Here is a 19422-nt window from a genome sequence, read left to right as displayed (position 1 = left end):
GGCGCACGGCCTCCATCAGTACGGTTTTGCAAAAGGACGGACCGGTGCGGCGCGCCGCCGATCCACCGTTGGCCGGGCATCGAACAGGCGTGCCGCGCTCCATTGCATGGCCGAGCACAGCAGCAAATAGACGAAACCAACGAACAGAAAAATCTGCGCCGGATACACCATGAGGCGGTTGTTCACCTGGTTGGCGAGAAACGTGAACTCGGGCACGCCGACGATATAAGCCAGCGACGTGTCCTTGATCAACGACACCCACTGGTTGACGAACGACGGCGCCATGATGCGTACCGCCTGCGGCAGCAACACGTGGCGCAGGGCCTGCCAGCGCGTCATGCCGAGCGACAGCGCGGCTTGTCCTTGCCCTCGGCCCACCGCTTCGATGCCGGCGTACACCGAGTGCGACAGATACGCGCCGCCGATCAGCGCCAGCGCACATACGACGGTGGCAAGCCCCGGTACGTCGACGTGCAGCAGCATTGGCATCAGGAAGAAGGTCCAGAAGATCAGCATCAGCACTGGAATGGCCCTGAAGAAGCCGACGAGGGCCGTGAGCGCAAGATGGGCGGCACCGCGCGTCATCGAGAGCGCGACTCCGCCGGCAAGACCCACGATGGCGGACAGCAGCGCCGATACCGCCGACATCGCGACCGTCAAAGCCGCACCGCCAAGCGGCCCTTGCGGGAACGTGCCGAGCAGCAGGTAGCGCAGCGTAGGCCACCATTCGAACGCGCTCATGCGTTCCCCCTGTGCCAGCCGCCCGCGCCGCGACGCTTCCAGACGAGCAGTGCCGCTTCGATGCCCGCGATGGTCAGGATGTACAGCACCGTCGCGGCACCGAACGCCTGGAACGTCTTGAAGGTTTCGGTATCCACCTGGCGCGACGCATACGAAAGCTCGGCGAAACCGATGGCCATGGTGAGCGACGAGTTCTTCACGATGTTCATGTACTGGCCGGCAAGCGGCGGTGTCGCAATGCGAATGGCCTGCGGCAGAATCACGTGACGGAACGTGGCAAACGGCGTGAGACCCAGCGCCGCCGCGGCCTGGTATTGCGCGGCCTTCACGCCCCGTATGCCGGCGCGGAATTCCTCGCCGATGAACGCGCTCGCATAGCAGGTCAGTCCGATCCAGCCCGCTACGAATTCAAAGGACGGCCATGCAAGCGTGAAGGGTCCCCACACGAACGAATGTCTGCTGTTGAGCCATGCCATCCAGGGCTGCGGCAGCAGCGTAGCGGCGCCGAAGTACCAGAACAGCAATTGCACGAGCAACGGCGAATTGCGGAACACGAGCACGTACAGCGCAGCCCCGCGCGCCATGGCGCGATTTCGAACCAGATGGGCATCGAAAACCAGTGCCAGCGCAAAGCCTGCCAGCGTCGCGACGACGATGACGCAGGCCGACAAGACCAGCGTCATCAGAAAGCCATGCGCGAGCCATTCGACGTACTTCGGTGCGAGCCAGCCGTTCATTCGATGCTTCTATCCCGCTCGTCTACACGCATTGATGAGCACGCTTGCGGCGCGATGGAATCAACTCTTTTGCGGGTCGCCGATCTTGAAGAGGCGCGGCAACGGCGCACGGCTCGTCGGGCCAAACCAGCGGTCGTAGATCTTGCCCGCCGTGCCGTTGGCTTCGAGTTCCTTGAGCGTGTCGTTGACGACATTCACGAGCCGCGTTTCGCCCTTCGGCACGCCGACGCCTTCGTAGTCGTTCGATATGGTGAACGGCGAGATTTCGTAATTGGACTTGTCCGGCACGTTGGCGAGCAATGCAACGAGCTTCGGGCCGTCCTGCGTGATCGCCTGCACGTTGCCCGCGCGCAGTGCTGCGAACGCGAACGGCGTGTCGTCATAAGCGACGATGGTTGCGGCCGGAAACTGGGCACGCACCTGCTGCTCGTTCGTCGTGCCCTTGTCGGCACCAATGCGTAAGCTGTTCAATTGCTGCGGCGACTTCAGCACACCCTTCTTCGCAATGAACTGCGTGCCGGAGGCGAAATACGGCGTGCTGAAATCGACTTCCTTCTTGCGCTCGTCGGTAATCGTGAAGTTCGCGAACACCAGATCGACCTTGCCGGATTTCAGGAACGCGATGCGGTTCGCCGGGTTGGTCGGCTGGATGTCGAGCTTCACGCCGAGCTTGTTCGCGACGGCGCGCGCGTAATCCACGTCGAGGCCCACGATCTGGTTGCTCTTCGGATCGACAAAACCAAACGGCGGGTTGCTGTCGAAGGTGGCGACGCGCAGCACGCCCGCCTTCTTGATGTCGTCGAGACGGTCCGCATGCGCGAGACCGGATACGGCCAGCATCAACCCCATGACTGCTGCGCCGAGATATTTGATCTTCATGGTATGAACCCTTTTGATATTTTTCGTCCTGCTGCGTGTGCCGTTTCGGCAGTCATCACGTGCAACGAGCAGCGACTCTAGCAACGCGGTGGGTTCCGGTGAACGAAAAAATCGTCACGAGCAAAGCGGAACGCGTCATATGCCGCGCTTTGCCGATGGCGGCCGGCTTACCGCGATTAGCGAATAAGAATCGACATATTGTTGTTGGCGACGATCGACACACATGCCGATACTGCGGAATCGCCCAATGACAGGAGTGGATGAATGACCTTGCTGCCGGATCATCTCGTGGTTCGCGTGCATGACCTCAAACAGACCGTCGCCGACTTTGCCGAACTGGGTTTCACCATCCTGCACGGCGGCACCCATGCAGACGGCACGACGCACAACGCGCTCATCGCCTTCGCCGACGGCAGCTATATCGAACTGATCGCCTTCCTGAAAGAAGCGCGGGAACATCGCTGGTGGGACGAACAAAGGCGTACCGGCGAAGGTTTTGTCGATTTCGCGCTGCTGCCCGACTCCGTTGCCCGCGCAATGGAAGCGACGTACCGGCGCGGACTCTTCTACGATGGGCTCGTTCCCGGCGGCCGTGTGCGGCCCGACGGCACACGGCTCGAATGGCAGATTGCACGGCCTACGACACGCGATCTACCGTTTCTTTGCGGCGATCTGACGCCGCGCTTTCTGCGCGTGCCCGAGGGCAGCGCGCGCGAGCATCGCAACGGCGCAGCGGGCCTGGCATCCATCAACGTCGCGGTCGTGGATCTGGACAAGAGCACGGCGCGCTACCGTGCGCTGCTCGGCGATGTGCCAGTGCATCGTGCCACCCTCACGGGCCAGGGCGTGCATGTCGCCACGCTGCCGATCGGCACGACCACGCTTGTTCTGCTCTCGCCGTCTGGCGACGCACACGGCGCCGCGAAGCCGGATGAAACGGGGAACCCGTCTGCGCTTGCTGCCGAATTGCGCACCCATCTGGCCACGCGGGGCGAGGGCCTCTTCGGTGCCGCGCTGCGTGTAGCCAATGCCTCGCAGGCGCGCGCCCTGCCGCGTCGGCTCACCCACGCGGCGCGCCTCGAACTCGTCACTGCTCCATCTGCCTGAAGCTTGTGTCCGCGTTGCGGCGTCGCGCGGTCAGGACGCCGTTTCTGCAGCCAGCGCGCCACCCAGATACGCGTCTCGAATCCGCTCGTCGCCGAGCAGGCTTTGCGCATCGCCCGACAACACCACGCGCCCCGTTTGCAGCACGTAGCCACGGTGCGCGATCTGAAGCGCAAGGCTCGCGTTCTGCTCCACCATGAAGAACGTCACGCCCTGCTCGTTCACGGTACGGATCAGTTCGAGCACCTTGTCGACGTAGAGCGGCGAGAGCCCCATCGTGGGTTCGTCCATACAGACGAGCGACGGGCGGCTCATGAAGGCACGCGCCATCGCGAGCATCTGCTGCTCGCCGCCCGAAAGCGTACCGGCGCGCTGCGCCAACCGCTCTTTCACACGCGGAAACAGTTCCAGCATGCGCTCGTAGTCGGCTGCAATGCCCTCGCGATCGCGGCGTGAGAACGCGCCCATCAGCAGGTTTTCGCGTACCGTCATGTCGCCGAACAGACGGCGCGCCTCCGGCACCGAGGCAATGCCGCGCCGGATGATCTGCACCGTCGACAGTCCCTTCAACGACTGTCCCTCGAACACCACGTCGCCCGAACGCGGTTTGTGCAAACCGAGGATCACCTTCATCGTGGTCGATTTGCCGCTCGCGTTGCCGCCCAGCAGGCACACGATTTCACCGCGCGGCACCGCGACGCTCACGCCGAAGTGAACCTGACTTTGTCCGTAGAACGTGTCGATGCGGTCGAGTTTCAGTTGAATGTCCGTCATGGCGTGTTTCGCGTAAGACGATGTTTGGCTTGCAGTCGCTCGCAAGCGGCGGCTCATGCCGCAACCGCTACGCTGCGACCAGTCTCGCGCCCGACGTGGCGGTGCCCCAGGTAAGCCTCGATGACGAGCGGGTTGTTGCGTACCTCTTCAGGCAGGCCCGACGCGATCTTCCTGCCGTCGTCCATCACGATCACACGGTCCGAGAGACGCATGACGAGGTCGAGCTTGTGTTCGATCAGGAGGATCGTGAGACCCTCGCGCTTCAGTTCGAGCATGAGTTCCTGCATTTCCGCCGTTTCGGATTCGTTCATGCCCGCGGTCGGTTCGTCGAGCAGCAGAATGCGTGGATGCAGCATCAACGCGCGGGCTATTTCGACGCGTCGCCGGTTGGCATACGAGAGGCTGTGCGCAGGCGCATCGATGCGCGGCAAGAGCCGTGTGCCGAAACGCGCGAGTACACGCTTCGCTTCTTCGCGCAGGCGTTCCTCTTCGTCGCGTAGCGCAGGGCCTGGAGCGAGCGCGCGGAACACCTCCGCGATTGCGCCGATCAACGGCAGGCCGCGCCGCGCAATGGCAAGACGCGAGTGCGCGCCGATCAGCACGTTGTCGCGTACCGACAGGTTGCCGAACACTCGTCCATGCTGGAACGTACGCGCCACGCCGCGCCGTGCGAGTTCGTCGGGCGCGTAGCCCGTCACGTCTTCGCCGTCGAATCGCACGATGCCGTCGTCGGGCCTGTCCGTTCCTGCAAGCAGATTGAACAGGGTCGATTTGCCCGCGCCGTTCGGCCCGATCACGCTCACGCACTCGCCGGCCGCAACGTTGAGACTGATTTCGTTGACCGCCGTGAGGCCACCAAAGCGTCGTGTCACGCGGCGCACGTCGAACAGGATGGAGCGTCCCTCTCCGCTCGCAATGGTCATCGTTCTCTCCTCAAACCGCGCCGAACAGGCCCTGTGGGCGAAAGCGCACCAGCAGCAGCAACATCACCCCGTAGACGAGCATCCGGTAGTCGGCCGCAAAGCGGAACAGCTCCGGCAGCCCGACCAGCGCCACGGAGCCCACGATGGCGCCCGGCACGTTGCCGAGGCCGCCCAGTATCACCATCGTGAGACCGAGAATGGAGACCTGAGAATCGAAGGTCTGGTAGTTGATGTAGCTGTACAGATGCGCGGCGATGGCCCCGCCGATACCGGCAGAGAGCCCCCCGCACGCGAAGGCCATCGCCTTGTAGCGGTTCGGTCGCACACCGTATGCGCGGGCCGCGACATCGTCTTCGCGGATTGCCCGCCACGTGCGCCCCAGATGAGAGCGCAGCAGCCGAAGCTGAAGCAAGGCGAGCGCGACCAGTACGGCAAGCGTAAACCAGTATGCCGCGCGCGCATCCGACAGCGGCCAGCCGAACAGCGACAACGGCGCGATGCCGGTCACGCCGATGGGTCCGCGCGTGAGGCTGTCCCAGTTCAGGATGACGAGTCCTACGATCTCGCCGATGCCAAGCGTCGCAATCGATACGTAGTGTCCACGCAGACGAAACGACGGGTAGATCAGCAGCGTGCCGATTGCGGCAGTCACGCCGCCCGCGAGCAGGATGGTGAGCGCAGGCGTCCAGCCCATGTTCGCGGACAGCAGCGCGGACGCATAGGCACCGATCAACAGCAGCGCGGCATGGCCCAGCGAAATCTGGCCGACCGTGCCCGCTACAAGCGTCAGGCTCAAGGCGAGCAAACCGAAAATCCAGCCGTTGGTCAACGTCTGCAACAGATAGGGGAACGGCGCGACAAGGGGTAAGGCGAACGCACCGGCGAGCAGCACACCGACCACGCGGGGCGAGAGGCGCACCGCTCGCCGGTTCGAGAGGAAGGTGCCCGTCAGCGGTTCAGGCGGCAAGCGGCGGCTCGAACTGAAGAGCCCATTAGGCCGCAGCACGAGAAAGAGCAGCAACAGCGCGAACGCGAACAGATCGCGATAGCTCGTGCCGAAGAGCGCAACGCCATAGCTTTCCACGAGGCCGAGCAGCAGACTGCCCGCAATCGCGCCCGGCACATTGCCGAGACCGCCGATCAGCAGCGCCACGACGCCTTTGAGCGTTGCCTGAAAGCCCATCGCGGGTTCGATGCTGTTGTAGTACATCCCGACCAGCACGCCACTGAGCCCGCCGAGTCCGCACGCAATGGCGAACACCGCGCGGTTCACCGCGTGCACGTCCACGCCCATCTGCTGCGCGGCATCACGGTCCTGTGCGGTCGCCCGCACGGCCCAGCCGAGCCGCGTGAAGCGCAGGAACGCATACAGCACGGCAGCCGCGCCAATGCCGATTGCCGCAATCAGCACGTCGAGCGAGTTGAGCGATGCGCCGCCAACGGTCACCGTCCACTGCGGCAGCGAACCGGGCACAGGCCGCGGGTCTGGGCCGAATACGATCTGCGCCAGTTGATCGAGCACGAAGCTGATGCCGATCGTCGCGAGCAAGGGCGCAATGCGCGCGGCGCCTTGCAGCGGCCGCAGGCCGATACGTTCGATCGCGATACCGAGCAGCGCGCAGCCGCTCACCGTCGCCAGCAACGCAACCGGCAGCGGCAGGCCCAAACGCGTAAGGCACAGCCAGCCGATGAAGCCGCCCACCATGTACACGGAACCGTGCGCAAAATTGATGAGGTGCGACACGCCGAAGATGAGCGCGAGCCCGACAGCGAGCAGCGCATAGATGTTGCCGACGATCAGCCCGTTGATCGTGTAGTCGAACCACGCTGCCATTGCAGTGCCCTATTCGATCCCTTGCGTTACTGGACGCGCGGTGCGCTCGTGCCGTCCCACAGTGCGAACTTGCCGTCCTTCACGACGAGGTCGAGATTCTTTGCGCCGGCAACGCGTCGCGTTTGCGGGTCGAAGCGGAACTTGCCGAAAATCACGCTCGGCACGTTGTCGATCTTCGCGAAACCGTCGTGCACAGCACCGCGCGTGGCGCCATACCGGCGGATCACTTCGGCCGCGAGCGTCATCGCGTCGTAGGCGCGGGCCGCGAACGTGTCGGGGTCTGCGTTGTAGCGAGCCCGATAGCGCTGCACGAAGCTCTGCACTTCAGGACGCGGATCGCCCGGGAAGAAGTTCGATTCTGTGTACACGCCGTTCACGGCTTCACCGCCCAGGTCGATGAACTTCGGCGAGTAGACGGAACCCACCGCCGCAATCGGCTCGCGCACGCCCGAAGCGCGCGCCTGGCGGACAATCTGCGCGCCGTCGGAGTAGTACGAGATGAGGACGAGCGAATCGGGCGACGCGCTCTTTACACGCGTAAGCGTCGCGCGAAAGTCCTTTTCGTTGGGCTGATAGCCTTCGGCCGCGACGATCTGCGCGCCGTTCGCCGATGCCGCTTTCGCGAAAATGTCCTTGCTCGTGCGGCCCCAGTCCGTATTCAGATAGAGCACGGCGATCTTGCGAAAGCCGAGTCCTTTGGTGACGTAGTTCGCAAGCAGAGGCTGCTCTTCAGCCTGACTGATGGCCGTGCTCCACATATAGTCGCCGCCCTTCGTGAAGTCGGGATGCGAATTCGTGAAGCCGAACTGCACGAGCCCCGCGCGCTGATAGATGGGCGATGCGGCCATCGAGGCACCGCTCGACAGATCGCCCAGTTCGAGCAGGATGCGTTTGTCGTCGACGAACTTCTGTGCAATCGCGACAGCCTGGCGCGGGTCGCTGCGGCTGTCCTCGAAATCGTAATTGAGCGGGTGACCGTTGATGCCGCCGTTCGCGTTGATCTGTTCGAGCGCGAGGTCGAATCCCCGCTTCCATTGCTCGCCGTACTGGGCGTCCTGGCCGCTCAACGGACCGGTCACGCCGACCCAGTACGGATCGCCCGCGGCATGGGCCGCGTTCGTCGGCAACAGCAGCGGTACGGCGGTGGCGATGCTCAAGGCCCAGGCGCCCAACGTACGGCGCCACGTGCGGCCGATCTTCCTGTTCAACGGTCTCGACATGTTGATCTCACGCATTCCAATGATGATGTGGTGCGATGTAACCATGTCGGCCGGAAACGAACCAAACAAGATAAGCGCCAATCGATATGCGCTTTTCGATGGAAAGCTTATCGGCGCGCACGCAATGACTTTTCCGAAATTGCGTTCAAGCCTTTGCGACTTTCCGTCGCGTGCGCTGCGTAAGGGTTTGGGTGCCACGGTGCCGTTCAATCACGCTGCAAGCGGACACGGCGCTGCACGGGCGCCTGCCTCCTTTCGCGCCATTCCGTTCTTTTAATAGCCGAATTTATTATAAGAATGGTGCATGCAACGGCCTCTACAATGCCCGCAACACATGACCAGGACAGCGCATGGAGTTGCATCAGCTCGAAGCCTTTTCGGCCGTCATGTCGGCGGGCAGTATCACTGGCGCCGCGCGTCTGCTCGGGCGCTCGCAGCCCGGCGTATCGCGCACGATCCAGGATCTCGAACAGGAAATCGGCTACGCGCTGTTCGACCGGAACGGGCCGCGCGTCACGCCGACCCATCGCGCCTTTCTGCTTTACGCCGAGGTGGAGCGTGCACTGGTGGGCCTCGAACGGATACGCGCCAGTGCGCTTGCCATCGGCCGTGACGAGGCACCGCCGCTACGCATTGCTGCGACACCCGCGCTTGCCGCAGCGCTCGTGCCGCGTGCCTTGGCAAGGCTCGCGCCAGGCGTCGCAGCGCATGAGGCGCAGGTGCGCAGCGCATCCGCCGAGCAGGTCGTACAGGCCCTGTTGTCTCGCGCCGTGGATGTGGGTATCGCAACGCTGCCGCTCGATCACGGCGCACTGCGCCTGCACTACGTGATCGAAGCGCCGTGCGTGGCGGTTGTCGGCTGCGGCGATCCTCTCGCCAATGCGTCAGTGGTTGAACTGCGCGATCTCGCTCACCGCCGTATCGCGACCGTCGCGAACCGCTATCGTTTGCGTCACCGTATCGACCAGGCGTTCGAAGCCGCGGGGCTCGCACCCGTCGTCGTGCTCGAGAGCAATGCGTCGCTCAATGCAGTCATGGCTGCACAGGCGGGCCTCGCCGTCGCCGTTGTCGATCCGGCTACGGCCTTCGGTACGCCTGTGGACGGTGTCGTGACGCGGCGGCTCGATGTCGATATTCCCTTTTTTTACGGCGTGGTGACGTCCGCGAACAAGGCGCACTCGCCTGCTGTCGATGCGTTGATCGCGGCCATCGACGCCGTCTCGCACGAGTTGTTGCCGGGCGCTACACGTCATCTCGCTACACAGCACGACGCGTTACTGTCCGTACCCGTCCAACCGCGCGCAAAGAACGGCAAGCGTTCGACGCGCCACCCGGCAGGAGCCGAAACATGAACGCCACAACCACGTCGCACACAACGGGCACCGGACTCGCCGCGCTCGAAGCGCGCCTGCGAGAAGACCTCGCATGGCTCGAATTGCCATCGCCCGCGTGGGTTCCGTCCCGCTTCGTGGAGGGCGAGCGCGTGCTCGACGTTGCGATCATCGGCGGCGGCATGGCCGGGCTCACGGTGGCGGCCGAATTGCGCATGCTGGGCATCGACCATATCCAGCTCTTCGATCAGGCCAGTGCGGGACATGAGGGCCCGTGGGTCACCTACGCGCGGATGCACACGCTGCGTTCGCCCAAACAACTGACCGGCCCGGCGTTGCGGTTTCCCGCGCTCACGTTCCGCGCGTGGTACGAAGCCCAGTTTGGCCGCGCGCAATGGGATGCATTGAACAAGATTCCGCGCGAGCAATGGATGGCGTATCTGCGCTGGTATCGCGACGTGCTGGCTTTGCCGGTGGTGAACGATACGCGTGTCGCCCTGATTGAGCCTCGTGCGGACGGGTTGTGGGCACTGCGCCTGCAAGCGGTCGCCGGGCGTGAGGCAAGCGCCGTGCAGGCGCGCACCGTGCTTGCACGGCACGTCGTTCTCGCCACCGGACGCGAAGGGCTCGGCGGCCCGTATGTGCCGCCCATCGCCGATACGCTGCCCGCGCACTTGCGCGCGCACTCGTCTGACGCAATCGACTTCGACGCATTGCGCGCGAAGCGCGTCGGCGTGGTGGGCGGTAGCGCATCGGCTTTCGACAACGCGGCGGTCGCGCTCGAAGCAGGTGCGGCGCGCGTCGACCTGTTCATTCGCCGCAGCGAGATGCCGCGCATCAACAAGCTGACGGGCATCGGCAGCCCGGGGCTCGTGCACGGCTTCCAGCATCTGGACGACGAGTGGAAATGGCGCTTCCTGCACTATTCCGCGCAGTCGCAAACACCTGCGCCGCGCGACAGCGTGCTGCGCGTGACGCGTCACGCGCAGGCGCATCTTCATCTCGGCAGTCCGTTGCTCGGCGCGACCGTTCAGGGCGATGAGATCGCGCTCGACACGCCGAAGGGACGTTACGTGCTCGACTACCTGATCTTCGCAACAGGCTTTCATTCCGAGATCGACACGCGCCCGGAGTTTGCGTCGATTGCACCACACGTTCGTCGCTGGCGCGACCGCTTTGACCCAGGCCCCCAACTCGCGAACGACGAACTGGGATCGTCGCCCGACCTCGACACGCAGCTCGCCTTTCAGGAACGCGTGCCGGGCAGTTGTCCCTCGCTTGGCCGGATCCATTGCTTCAACCATGCGGCGAGCCTCTCGCATGGCAAGGTCGCGGGCGATATTCCCGCCATCAGCGACGGCGCCCAACGGCTTGCGCGCGGCATTGCGTCCATGCTGTTCGACGCCGACCGCGAGCTGCATTACGCGGCGTTGCAGGCATTCGACAAGGCCGAGCTGTTCGGAGACGAATGGGTCGATGCCGATGCCGATGCCGCTACTGCTACGTCGCGTCCGGCTGTCACGAACGAATCGTGATGGACGCATCGAACCAGCACACCACAGGAGTACACATGTCCACAGCAGTGAATGAGCCGTTCGCCGACGGCGACCTCGTCAACAGGCTTGCCGGTCTTGCTCCCGACGGCGCCGTCGCCGCGCTGCGTGCAGCACGCGCCGACGCGACGCGTTTTACGCAAGGCAGTCACGATGCGCTGTTCGACGCGCATGCAACGGGCCTTTCGCTCGAAGAGCGCTTCGCGGCGGCCAGTTACTCGGCGCATCTTTCGGAGGCGCCTGACGTGGCGCGGGCATATCGGGAACGTCTGCTCGCATTGCATTCGGCAACAGCCAACGAAACGCTGGCGCTACTGGAACAGCTGATCGCCGCGGAAAACGTACACGCCGGACAGTCTGCGCCGACCACACGCGCGACGAAAAACCCCCGCGTGACAGCGATTCTTTCGCACACGCACACGCTCGTCACGCTCGCCCCGCTACCCGGCAAACCCGCACTCGTGCGTCTGCAGGAGGCGGGGCTCCAGACACGCGAAATCGTCGCGCTCTCGCAGCTCGTTGCATTCGTCACCTACCAGGTGCGTGTCGTCGCCGCCTTGCGCGCGCTGGAGGCCACCGCATGAGTACGTCGCATGCCTTCACCTCACAAACGCTGGGCTGGTCCGCGTGGCTCGATACCGTTGCACTCGCCGATGCATCGGCTGAACAGATGGCCGTGCTCGAAGCCAGCCATCCGCAGGCGAAGACGTCCGACTACTATCTGCTGCTCGTGCACGAGCCCGAGATCCTGCGGCAACGGTCGGGGGCCTTCAACAGCATCATGTACGCACCGGGTGGCCTGTCGCGCGCGGAACGGGAGCTGGCGAGCACGGTGGTCTCGCGCGTGAACGGCTGCGTGTACTGCGCGTCCGTTCACGCCCAGCGCTTCGGGCAACTCGCGAAACGCGACGACGTGATCCAGCAGGTCTTCGCCGACCCGCATACGGCCGGCACAACGCCGCGCGAGCGAGCGATTGTGCGTTACGCGATCGATCTGACGTTGCAGCCAGGTGCAATTGACGGTGAGTCGATCGATGCACTCGCCCAGGTCGGCATGACGCATGCCGAGATTCTGGACCTCAGTCACGCCATTGCGATCTTCGCGTGGGCGAACCGTTTGATGCTGACGCTGGGCGAGCCGGTCTTTCCTGATTGATGCGATGAAGGTTGTGAAGCTCCCCGCGCATGGCGGGGACTTCGCATGGCAGGGCCATCACCGAGAAAATCCTGCCGCGAGAGGCGATACATCGCGCCTCTCGCGTCGCCGTCAATGCTGTACGCCCCAGCGGCGCACGGTTACGCGTTCCAGCGTATCGAACACCAGATGCTCGACCAGCAGCCCGATCACGATCACCGCTGCGAGCCCCGCGAACACGCGGTCCGTATAGAGTTCGTTGCGGTTCTGGAAGATGTACCAGCCGAGTCCCCCCTGCCCCGCACTCGCGCCGAACACGAGTTCCGCGGCGATCAGCGTGCGCCACGCGAAGGCCCAACCCACACGCAGGCCCGCGACGATCGAGGGCAAGGCGGCCGGCACGAGAATCAGCAGCACGTGCCGCAGGCCCGTGAGCCCATAGTTGCGGCCGGCCATCCGCAGCGTCTGGGGCACGCCAAGAAAACCTGTGTACATGGCCAGCGCAAGCGGCCACAACACGGCGTGCACCAGTACGAACAGGAGGCTGCCCGTACCGAGTCCGAACCACAGTAATGCGAGCGGCAACAGCGCGATGGAAGGCAATGGATTGAACATCGCCGTCAGCATGGAAAGCAGATCGCGGCCGATGCGGGTCGACACCGCGAGCGACGTCAACGCGAACGCGAGCACGACACCCAGCGCATAGCCGCGCAGCAGTACCGACATCGAAACGGCGGTCTTCGCGAGCAGTTCGCCGGACACGATGCCTTGCACGAACGCTTCGAGCGTCGCGCCGAACGTCGGCAGCAACAGATCGTTCGAGACAATGCGCGCAGCGATTTCCCAGATCGCAATCAACGCGAGCGCGATCAGCACACGTCGGAACGCACCGGAAGCCAGTACACGCCGCGCGGGCGACACGGGAACAGCGGGGATCACGTCGCCCGGCGCTTCGAGCGGCCGCTCGTATTCGGCCCGCACGGGCGGCACCGGAAGGTCGGGCCTCGCATATGTGCTCATGCCTGCACCTGCTCTCGCGCTTGCTCTTGATTACCCGTGCCGGTTTCGAACAGCAGGCGATGAATGCGTGCAACGCTTTGCTGAAAGTCAGCGCTGCCCAGACTCTCCTGCGAATACTGGTGGCTGTTCAGTTCCGCGCGCACGCGCCCCGGATGGGGCGAGAGCAATAAAATGCGATTGCCGACGATGAGCGCCTCTTCAATCGAGTGGGTGACGAACAGCACCGTGAAGCGTGCTTCGTCCCAGAGCTGCAGCAGTTCTTCCTGCATCTTGCGGCGCGTGAGCGCATCAAGCGCTGCGAACGGCTCGTCCATCAGCAGGATGCGCGGCTGCATGGCGAGCGCCCGCGCAATCGCGACGCGCTGCTTCATGCCGCCCGACAACGTGTGCGGGTGCGCGTCGGCAAACGCCGCCAGGCCGACTTTCTCCAGATAGTGCAGCGCCCGGTCCTTCGCCTGCGCACGCGACAACTTTCGCGCGACGCGCAACGGAAAGGCCACGTTTTCCACAACCGTTTTCCACGGCGGCAACTGATCGAACTCCTGAAACACCACGACGCGGTCCGCGCCGGGCCCGCGCACGGGTTCATCGCCGAGCCTGATCGTGCCCGACACAGGTTCCACAAAGCCCGCGATCGCCTTCAGCAACGTCGACTTGCCGCAACCGGACGGCCCGAGCAGCACGAACCGATCCGCACGATAGACGTCGAAACTCACGTGATGCGTCGCGCGCACGATGCGCTCGCGCGTGCGGTATTCGAGGCTCACGCGGTCTACCGAGAGCAGGCGTTCGCTGCCTGCGGCAGCAGGGTTCTCGCCATACCCGCTCGACAGACCGCCTTCGGGCGCGGTGTGCACCGCCGTGCTCATTGCTGTTTTCGCGCCCGTCTGCGCGTGTCTTTGCAACACCCGAGGCGCTGCAAAGGAAGGAGTCGTGGTGGCTGTCACGATGGGCAATCCAACGGAGAAAACGTCAACATAAAAGCAAGGCCCACGCGCACCAACCAATGAATTCGCATATTGAAAGCAGGCTCATGCATAAACGTCGAAACAGCGTGCCACGAACTGCGATGTGCCCATTGCAGCGGGGTGCCTAGCTGCCGCCAGCCGTCGCGGAATCCTCAAAGAAGTAGTCCTGCCACGATTTCGGCTCATGGCGAATGGCGCCCACGCGATACATGAACTTCGCGAGCCCGAACGTGTTTTGCGGTGCGATCTTGAACTGCACCTGCGGATCGCGCAGGATCTTGAGCAGCAAGCCGCGATCGATCTTCGAATCGTTGACGCGGATATAGATGTCCGCGGCGAGTTCCGGATTCTTCTGGATCAGCTGCGCCGCCTGTGCGAGTGCCGCGACGAACGCGTGATAAGTCTTCGGGTTCTCGTTGCGGAATTTCTCGGTGGCGTACAGCACCGTCGCCGAACTCGGTCCGCCGAGCACGTCGTACGAGTTCAGCACGATGTGCGCCTTCGGATTTTGCGCAAGCTCCTGCTGCTGGAACGGCGGATTACCGAAGTGGGCGGTAATCACGTTGCTGTTCGCGATGATCGCGGCCGTTGCGTCCGGATGCGGGATCGCTTGCGTCAAGCTGTCGAGCTTGTCGAACGCCTTGTCGCCCCACTGCTTCGCCGCCGCGTACTGCAGCACGCGCGACTGCACCGACACACCGACGGCGGGCACCGCGATGCGGTCGCGGCTCGTGAAGTCCGCAATCGTCTTCACCTCCGGATTGTTACTCACGAGGTAGTACGGCAGATTGCCGAGCGACGCCACGCCCTTCACGTTCTGCCGGCCAAAGGTGCGGTCCCACACCGTGAGGAGCGGCCCCACGCCCGCTCCGGCAATGTCGACAGCGCCGGACAGCAGCGCGTCGTTAATGGCCGCGCCGCCGGACAGGCGGACCCAGTCCACCTTGATGTCGAGCCCTTCGCGACGCCCTTCCTGTTCGATCAAATGCTGGTCGCGTGCCACGTTGAGCAGCAGATAGACCACGCCGAACTGCTCCGCAACGCGGAGTTGCCCCTCGGCGCGCGCGCCACCCGGCACGGCAAGCGCCGTCACGCCGACTACGACGCCCAGCGCCAGCACCGCAGCGTGACGGACCTGTCGCGACATCGCGGACAACGCCGCGCGAAACAGATGCAACATCGATGACCCCGTATGCCTGTTTGAATAGTTGGAAAGCCGGCTTGCGAGCGACGCCAAGCCGACGAAGAGGGAGCACGGGCGTCGCTCAGAACGGCACGTCGCCTTCAATCGTCGTGCGGTAGAGCTTGCGGCGCAGATGGTCCGGCGTGCCCGCGGCCAGATGCATGAGCGAGCGGTTGTCCCAGAACACGAGGTCGTGTGCCTGCCAGCGGTGCCGGTACAGATGCTCGGGCCGCACGCTATGCGCGAACAGTTCGTCGAGCAGCGCGCGACTTTCGTCTTCAGGCAGATCGACGATGCGCGTCGTGAAATGCTCGCTCACGAAGAGCGCCTTGCGACCCGTTTCCGGATGCGTGCGCACCACCGGATGCACGACGGGCTTCACCTGTGCGATCTGCTCAGGCGTAAGGTTCGGCCGCCACGGGCTGCGCGCCTGGAGTTCCGCATAACGCGCGAGATAGGTGTGCTCGGCACGCTTGCCTTCAACGGCCTTGCGCAGATGCGCAGGCAGCGTGTCCCACGCGAGGTGCATGTTCGCGAACAAGGTGTCGCCGCCTTCAGAGGGCAGCTCCTGCGCATGCAGCAGCGAGCCGAGACTCGGCTTTTCCTTGTACGAGAGGTCCGAGTGCCAGAAGCGGCCCGCATCGCCAAGTCCGATGGGTTTGCCGTTCTCGATCACGTTCGACACGATCAGCACTTCGGGATGGCCGGGCAGCGCGAACTGATGCAGCACATGAATCTGCAAGGGGCCAAAGCGGCGACTGAACGCAACGTGTTCGTCGGGCGTGATGCGCTGGTCGCGAAACACGAGCACGTGATGCTCGAGGTGAGCGCGATGGATGCGCGCGAAGTCGTCGTCCCCGAGCGGCTTCGACAGATCGAGGCCGACGACTTCGGCGCCCAGCGGCGCATCGAATGCGCGTATCTGGAAGGACTGCGGGGCACCTGCTTGAAGCGGCGCGAAGCGTGTGACGGCGGTGTCGGAAGCGGTCGTTGTCACGGCGGTCGTTGTCACGGGAATGCCTGAGGCCTGGAAAAGGCTCCAATCTTCGGTTCGTCTCGCCCGACGGTCAACGAAGCAAAATCGATACGTTTATCCGCTGTGGTCATAAAGGCGCTGCTGCGGCGTCGGTTGGCTGAACCGCGTAGGAAGCGCGACGTCCACGCGAGCAGTCGCCAGCCTTACCGGGCCACGAGGCTGTTGCGGCATCGCTCATGCGGAACCACGGAAACTTCGTGCCGAGTTCCGTGAGCGGTTCCCACTAAACAGTGCCATGATGTAAGCGAGTTTTCGGCGGACTTTTTCAGTATGAAAGGAGCCGTACGATGAAACGCAAGCGCTTCAGTGTCGAGCAGATTGTGGCAGTGTTGAAACACTCCGAAGCGGGTATGCCGGTAGCGGAACTGATTCGCCACGTGGGCATTTCGGAGCAAACCTTCTATTGCTTTCTATTGCTGGAAGAAGGTGTGTAGTGGCCTAATGAACCCGGACACTGATTTAGGCGAGAATGCTCGCCATGGAGAGGTGTCTGATGCCGAAGCAACGTCGTTCGTTTTCCCCCGAGTTCAAACAGCAAGCAGCCAGCCTGGTGCTTGACCAGGGCTATAACTTTTCAGAGGCGAGCCGTTCGGTCGGCGTCGGCGAGACGGTGCTGCGCCGCTGGGTGCAGCAACTTCAGATGGAACGCCAGGGCGTCACGCCGAAGGGCAAGGCAATCACGCCGGATCAACAGCGTATTCAGGAACTCGAGGCGCGTATCGAACGCCTCGAGCGTGAGAAGGCCATTTTAAAAAAGGCTACCGCGCTCTTGATGTCGGAAGGCATCGAACGTACGAAGTAATTGATCAGATTGGCGCAAGCGAATCGGTCGAGCTGATCTGCGCGGTATTCGACGTGTCGCGGTCCTGCCTGTATGCCCACCGAGGGCGAGCCCGACGTGTTGATGCCGAGCGAATGGCACTGCGTAGCCGGGTACACGAGCTGTTCATCGAGAGTCGAAGCTCAGCCGGCAGTCGCAGCATCATGGGCATGATGCGCGAGGAAGGTACGGCGATTGGCCGCTTCAAGGTCAGCCGCTTGATGGAAGAGCTGGGGTTGATTTGCAAGCAACCCGGCAGTCATGCGTACAAACAGGCGACGGTTGAGCGGATCGATATTCCGAACCATCTCAACCGTCAGTTTGAGGTTGGTGCGCCGAATCAGGTCTGGTGCGGCGACATCACGTATGTCTGGGCACAAGGCCGTTGGCATTATCTGGCGGTCGTGCTCGACCTGTTCACGCGGCGAGTTGTCGGTTGGGCTTTCTCGACACGCCCGGACGCCGATTTGGTCGTGCGGGCGTTGGAGATGGCCTACGAGCAACGAGGCCGACCGCAAGGGTTGTTGTTTCACTCGGACCAGGGCGGCCAATACGCAAGCCGGAAGTTCCGTCAGCGTCTGTGGCGCTACCGGGTAAAGCAGAGCATGAGCCGTCGTGGAAATTGCTGGGACAATTCCCCGATGGAGCGGCTGTTCCGCAGCTTCAAGACGGAATGGCTGCCGTCAGTGGGTTACATGTCGGCGCAGGAAGCACACCGGGATATCAGTCACTACCTGATGCATCGGTACAACTGGATACGGCCGCATCAGTTCAACGACGGACTGGCGCCCGCTGTCGCGGAAGAAAAACTTAACGCAGTGTCCGGAATCAGTTGACCACTACAAATTGATGTTCCCAGAGAGTTCAGCGGCGCGTCATTGATTCCAGCTAACAGTGAACGATTGGGCACGCCAGCGGAAGGAATCACTGTGGGAAGTGATGCGTTCGTGCTCGGTTTCCCTGTGCGAATGTACGGTGGCGAATACCTTCCCCTGTGGAAAAGGGCGAGCGTCGCATCCGAGCCCCAAGCTGATGTCGATGGTCTACCAAAGACGCTTATCGATACTGCGACCCGTCGCGGGATGTCAGGGTCACCTGTGTTTGGTCAAGTGTCGGGCCTGATTTTCCCAGAAGGTGTGAAACAAACCGATCCAGACTGGTTCGGGAAAACATATTTCGGCTTGGGCAATAGGCTCATTGGCGTTTACTCAGGCGCATATGGGCGCGAGCCATTTGAGGCTCAACTCGGCGTCGTATGGAAAGAGTCTGCCATCCAACAGACCATCCGTGGCGGCAAGCTAGGAACAAGTTCGTTCAAGCTAGAATCTCGCGTTCCCGATGCGACTGCCCCGCAGTCGTATTTCGATTGGGACGACTGGCCGTTTCCAGATCCCTTGTTCGACTGAGCCATCGCGGTGACCAAAGCGGCGTTGAGCGCCACCATTCCGCCGTGTCAAAAACGGCGCAAAATGGTGCCAAAACGAGCGCGTCGTTACAGGCAACGGGAAGGCAACCGTTGTCTAAAATGACGACATACCCGAGAGCGCAAAAAGAGAAGCCCGCGTAACCTGTTGATTACGCGGGCTTGTTCTGGTCGGGGCGAGAGGATTTGAACCTCCGACCACCTGCACCCCATGCAGGTACGCTACCAGGCTGCGCTACGCCCCGAAAGCACAAAAGTATAACAGAGTGTTTGTACGTTTAGAACCTTAACGTACGAACTTACTGCAACATCGGTCCGGCTAATGGCTCAGCACATCGAGCACGTTGAGCAGATCGCGACGCAATTGCTCGACATCGACATTCGACGCCGGCTTTCCCGACGCGACCAGCGCCTGCACGTCGATCTCGCGCACGGACTCTTCTACCACATCACCGCGCGAGTCGAGCCGGTTGCGTGCACCATTGATGGTGAACCCCTGCTCGTAAAGCAGCTCGCGAATCCGGCGAATCAGCAGCACTTCATGATGCTGATAGTAGCGTCGGTTGCCGCGCCGCTTCACAGGCTTCAGTTGCGTGAATTCTTGCTCCCAATACCGCAGCACATGCGGCTTCACGCCGCACAACTCGCTGACCTCCCCAATCGTGAAGTAACGCTTCGCGGGAATCGGAGGCAAGACGACTTTTTCAGATGTCGCTGTCATCGCCGGTTAGCCGTCGTGGT

Annotated in this window: 20 protein-coding genes, 1 tRNA gene and 1 pseudogene; 9 read left to right on the top strand and 13 right to left on the bottom strand. The window is 63.0% G+C overall.

The features are described from left to right. Positions 1-15 precede the first annotated feature (15 nt). The 3 genes from U0042_RS25170 to U0042_RS25160 are packed head-to-tail and all read right to left on the bottom strand — an operon-like array spanning position 16 to position 2357. Positions 16-741: an amino acid ABC transporter permease gene (locus tag U0042_RS25170; protein ID WP_114814887.1), complete on the bottom strand. Its 726-nt coding sequence runs from the start codon at positions 739-741 to the stop codon at positions 16-18. Beyond that, entirely contained in the window at positions 738-1478 is a 741-nt protein-coding gene (locus U0042_RS25165) for an amino acid ABC transporter permease (protein WP_114814888.1), read from the bottom strand. Before U0042_RS25165 ends, U0042_RS25170 begins: the two co-directional genes overlap by 4 nt. 60 nt (positions 1479-1538) lie before the next feature. After that, a complete protein-coding gene (locus tag U0042_RS25160; protein WP_114814889.1) occupies positions 1539-2357 on the bottom strand; it encodes an ABC transporter substrate-binding protein in 819 nt (272 codons plus the stop codon). Positions 2358-2621: 264 nt separating this feature from the next. Here U0042_RS25160 and U0042_RS25155 point away from each other — a divergent pair, with 264 nt between their 5' ends. Then, positions 2622-3464 carry a VOC family protein gene (locus tag U0042_RS25155; protein WP_114814890.1) on the top strand — a complete coding sequence of 281 codons (843 nt, stop codon included), beginning with the start codon at positions 2622-2624 and terminating at the stop codon, positions 3462-3464. Between the two features lie 30 nt (positions 3465-3494). On the opposite strand, the gene U0042_RS25150 is transcribed toward U0042_RS25155, so the two are convergent. Genes U0042_RS25150 through U0042_RS25135 form a run of 4 tightly spaced genes read right to left on the bottom strand, consistent with a single transcriptional unit; the run spans position 3495 to position 8212 of the window. Next, positions 3495-4235, bottom strand: a complete 741-nt coding sequence (locus tag U0042_RS25150) for an ABC transporter ATP-binding protein (protein ID WP_114814891.1) — start codon at positions 4233-4235, stop codon at positions 3495-3497. 53 nt (positions 4236-4288) lie between these two features. After that, entirely contained in the window at positions 4289-5158 is an 870-nt protein-coding gene (locus U0042_RS25145) for an ABC transporter ATP-binding protein (RefSeq protein WP_114814892.1), read from the bottom strand. 10 nt (positions 5159-5168) lie between these two features. Next, positions 5169-6992: an ABC transporter permease gene (locus tag U0042_RS25140; protein ID WP_114814893.1), complete on the bottom strand. Its 1824-nt coding sequence runs from the start codon at positions 6990-6992 to the stop codon at positions 5169-5171. 26 nt (positions 6993-7018) lie between these two features. Further along, entirely contained in the window at positions 7019-8212 is a 1194-nt protein-coding gene (locus U0042_RS25135; RefSeq protein ID WP_114814906.1) for an ABC transporter substrate-binding protein, read from the bottom strand. Here U0042_RS25135 and U0042_RS25130 point away from each other — a divergent pair. The 5 genes from U0042_RS25130 to U0042_RS25110 all read left to right on the top strand — a co-directional run bounded on the left by U0042_RS25130 (position 8142) and on the right by U0042_RS25110 (position 12252). Continuing rightward, a complete protein-coding gene (locus U0042_RS25130) occupies positions 8142-8489 on the top strand; it encodes a hypothetical protein (RefSeq protein ID WP_198665425.1) in 348 nt (115 codons plus the stop codon). The two genes, U0042_RS25135 and U0042_RS25130, sit on opposite strands and share 71 nt — an antisense overlap. Before the next feature lie 73 nt (positions 8490-8562). Then, positions 8563-9564 carry a LysR family transcriptional regulator gene (locus tag U0042_RS25125; RefSeq protein ID WP_114814894.1) on the top strand — a complete coding sequence of 334 codons (1002 nt, stop codon included), beginning with the start codon at positions 8563-8565 and terminating at the stop codon, positions 9562-9564. Beyond that, complete coding sequence (locus U0042_RS25120; RefSeq protein ID WP_114814895.1) at positions 9561-11078, top strand: NAD(P)-binding domain-containing protein; 1518 nt, start codon at positions 9561-9563, stop codon at positions 11076-11078. The genes U0042_RS25125 and U0042_RS25120 overlap by 4 nt, the downstream gene beginning before the upstream one ends. Positions 11079-11113: 35 nt before the next feature. Then, positions 11114-11680, top strand: coding sequence for a CMD domain protein (locus U0042_RS25115; RefSeq protein WP_114814896.1), 567 nt, complete (start codon positions 11114-11116; stop codon positions 11678-11680). After that, the gene (locus U0042_RS25110; RefSeq protein ID WP_114814897.1) at positions 11677-12252 is read left to right on the top strand and encodes a peroxidase-related enzyme; all 576 of its coding nucleotides are present in this window, start codon (positions 11677-11679) and stop codon (positions 12250-12252) included. Before U0042_RS25115 ends, U0042_RS25110 begins: the two co-directional genes overlap by 4 nt. Positions 12253-12363: 111 nt before the next feature. Here U0042_RS25110 and U0042_RS25105 read toward each other — a convergent pair whose 3' ends face one another. The 4 genes from U0042_RS25105 to U0042_RS25090 form a co-directional block, all read right to left on the bottom strand. Further along, the gene (locus tag U0042_RS25105; RefSeq protein ID WP_114814898.1) at positions 12364-13251 is read right to left on the bottom strand and encodes an ABC transporter permease; all 888 of its coding nucleotides are present in this window, start codon (positions 13249-13251) and stop codon (positions 12364-12366) included. Next, on the bottom strand, positions 13248-14120 hold the full coding sequence (locus tag U0042_RS25100; protein ID WP_114814899.1) for an ABC transporter ATP-binding protein: 873 nt from the start codon (positions 14118-14120) through the stop codon (positions 13248-13250). The genes U0042_RS25105 and U0042_RS25100 overlap by 4 nt, the downstream gene beginning before the upstream one ends. Positions 14121-14343: 223 nt before the next feature. Next, entirely contained in the window at positions 14344-15399 is a 1056-nt protein-coding gene (locus U0042_RS25095; RefSeq protein WP_327205001.1) for an ABC transporter substrate-binding protein, read from the bottom strand. 85 nt (positions 15400-15484) lie between these two features. Then, complete coding sequence (locus U0042_RS25090; protein ID WP_114814900.1) at positions 15485-16414, bottom strand: TauD/TfdA dioxygenase family protein; 930 nt, start codon at positions 16412-16414, stop codon at positions 15485-15487. Positions 16415-16725: 311 nt separating this feature from the next. Between U0042_RS25090 and U0042_RS25085 the strand changes: the two are divergent. From U0042_RS25085 to U0042_RS25075, 3 genes and pseudogenes are all read left to right on the top strand, one after another. Next, positions 16726-16842: pseudogene (locus U0042_RS25085) on the top strand (transposase); the annotation flags it as partial. Between the two features lie 89 nt (positions 16843-16931). Next, a protein-coding gene (locus U0042_RS25080; protein WP_327204982.1) for an IS3 family transposase occupies positions 16932-18094 on the top strand; the annotation gives its coding sequence in 2 pieces (ribosomal slippage) (positions 16932-17187 and positions 17187-18094; 1164 coding nt in all). 42 nt (positions 18095-18136) lie between these two features. Next, a complete protein-coding gene (locus U0042_RS25075) occupies positions 18137-18664 on the top strand; it encodes a hypothetical protein (protein ID WP_157977947.1) in 528 nt (175 codons plus the stop codon). 185 nt (positions 18665-18849) lie between these two features. On the opposite strand, the gene U0042_RS25070 is transcribed toward U0042_RS25075, so the two are convergent. Next, positions 18850-18926, bottom strand: a tRNA-Pro gene (locus U0042_RS25070). Between the two features lie 74 nt (positions 18927-19000). Then, positions 19001-19402, bottom strand: a complete 402-nt coding sequence (locus U0042_RS25065) for a MerR family transcriptional regulator (protein WP_114815449.1) — start codon at positions 19400-19402, stop codon at positions 19001-19003. Positions 19403-19422: the final 20 nt, after the last annotated feature.

This window comes from Paraburkholderia kururiensis, from assembly GCF_034424375.1.
In the GTDB taxonomy this organism is placed as follows: Bacteria; Pseudomonadota; Gammaproteobacteria; order Burkholderiales; family Burkholderiaceae; genus Paraburkholderia; species Paraburkholderia kururiensis_A.
The sequence above is the reverse complement of the archived record's forward strand: the minus strand, read 5'-3'. Positions and strand labels throughout refer to the sequence as shown.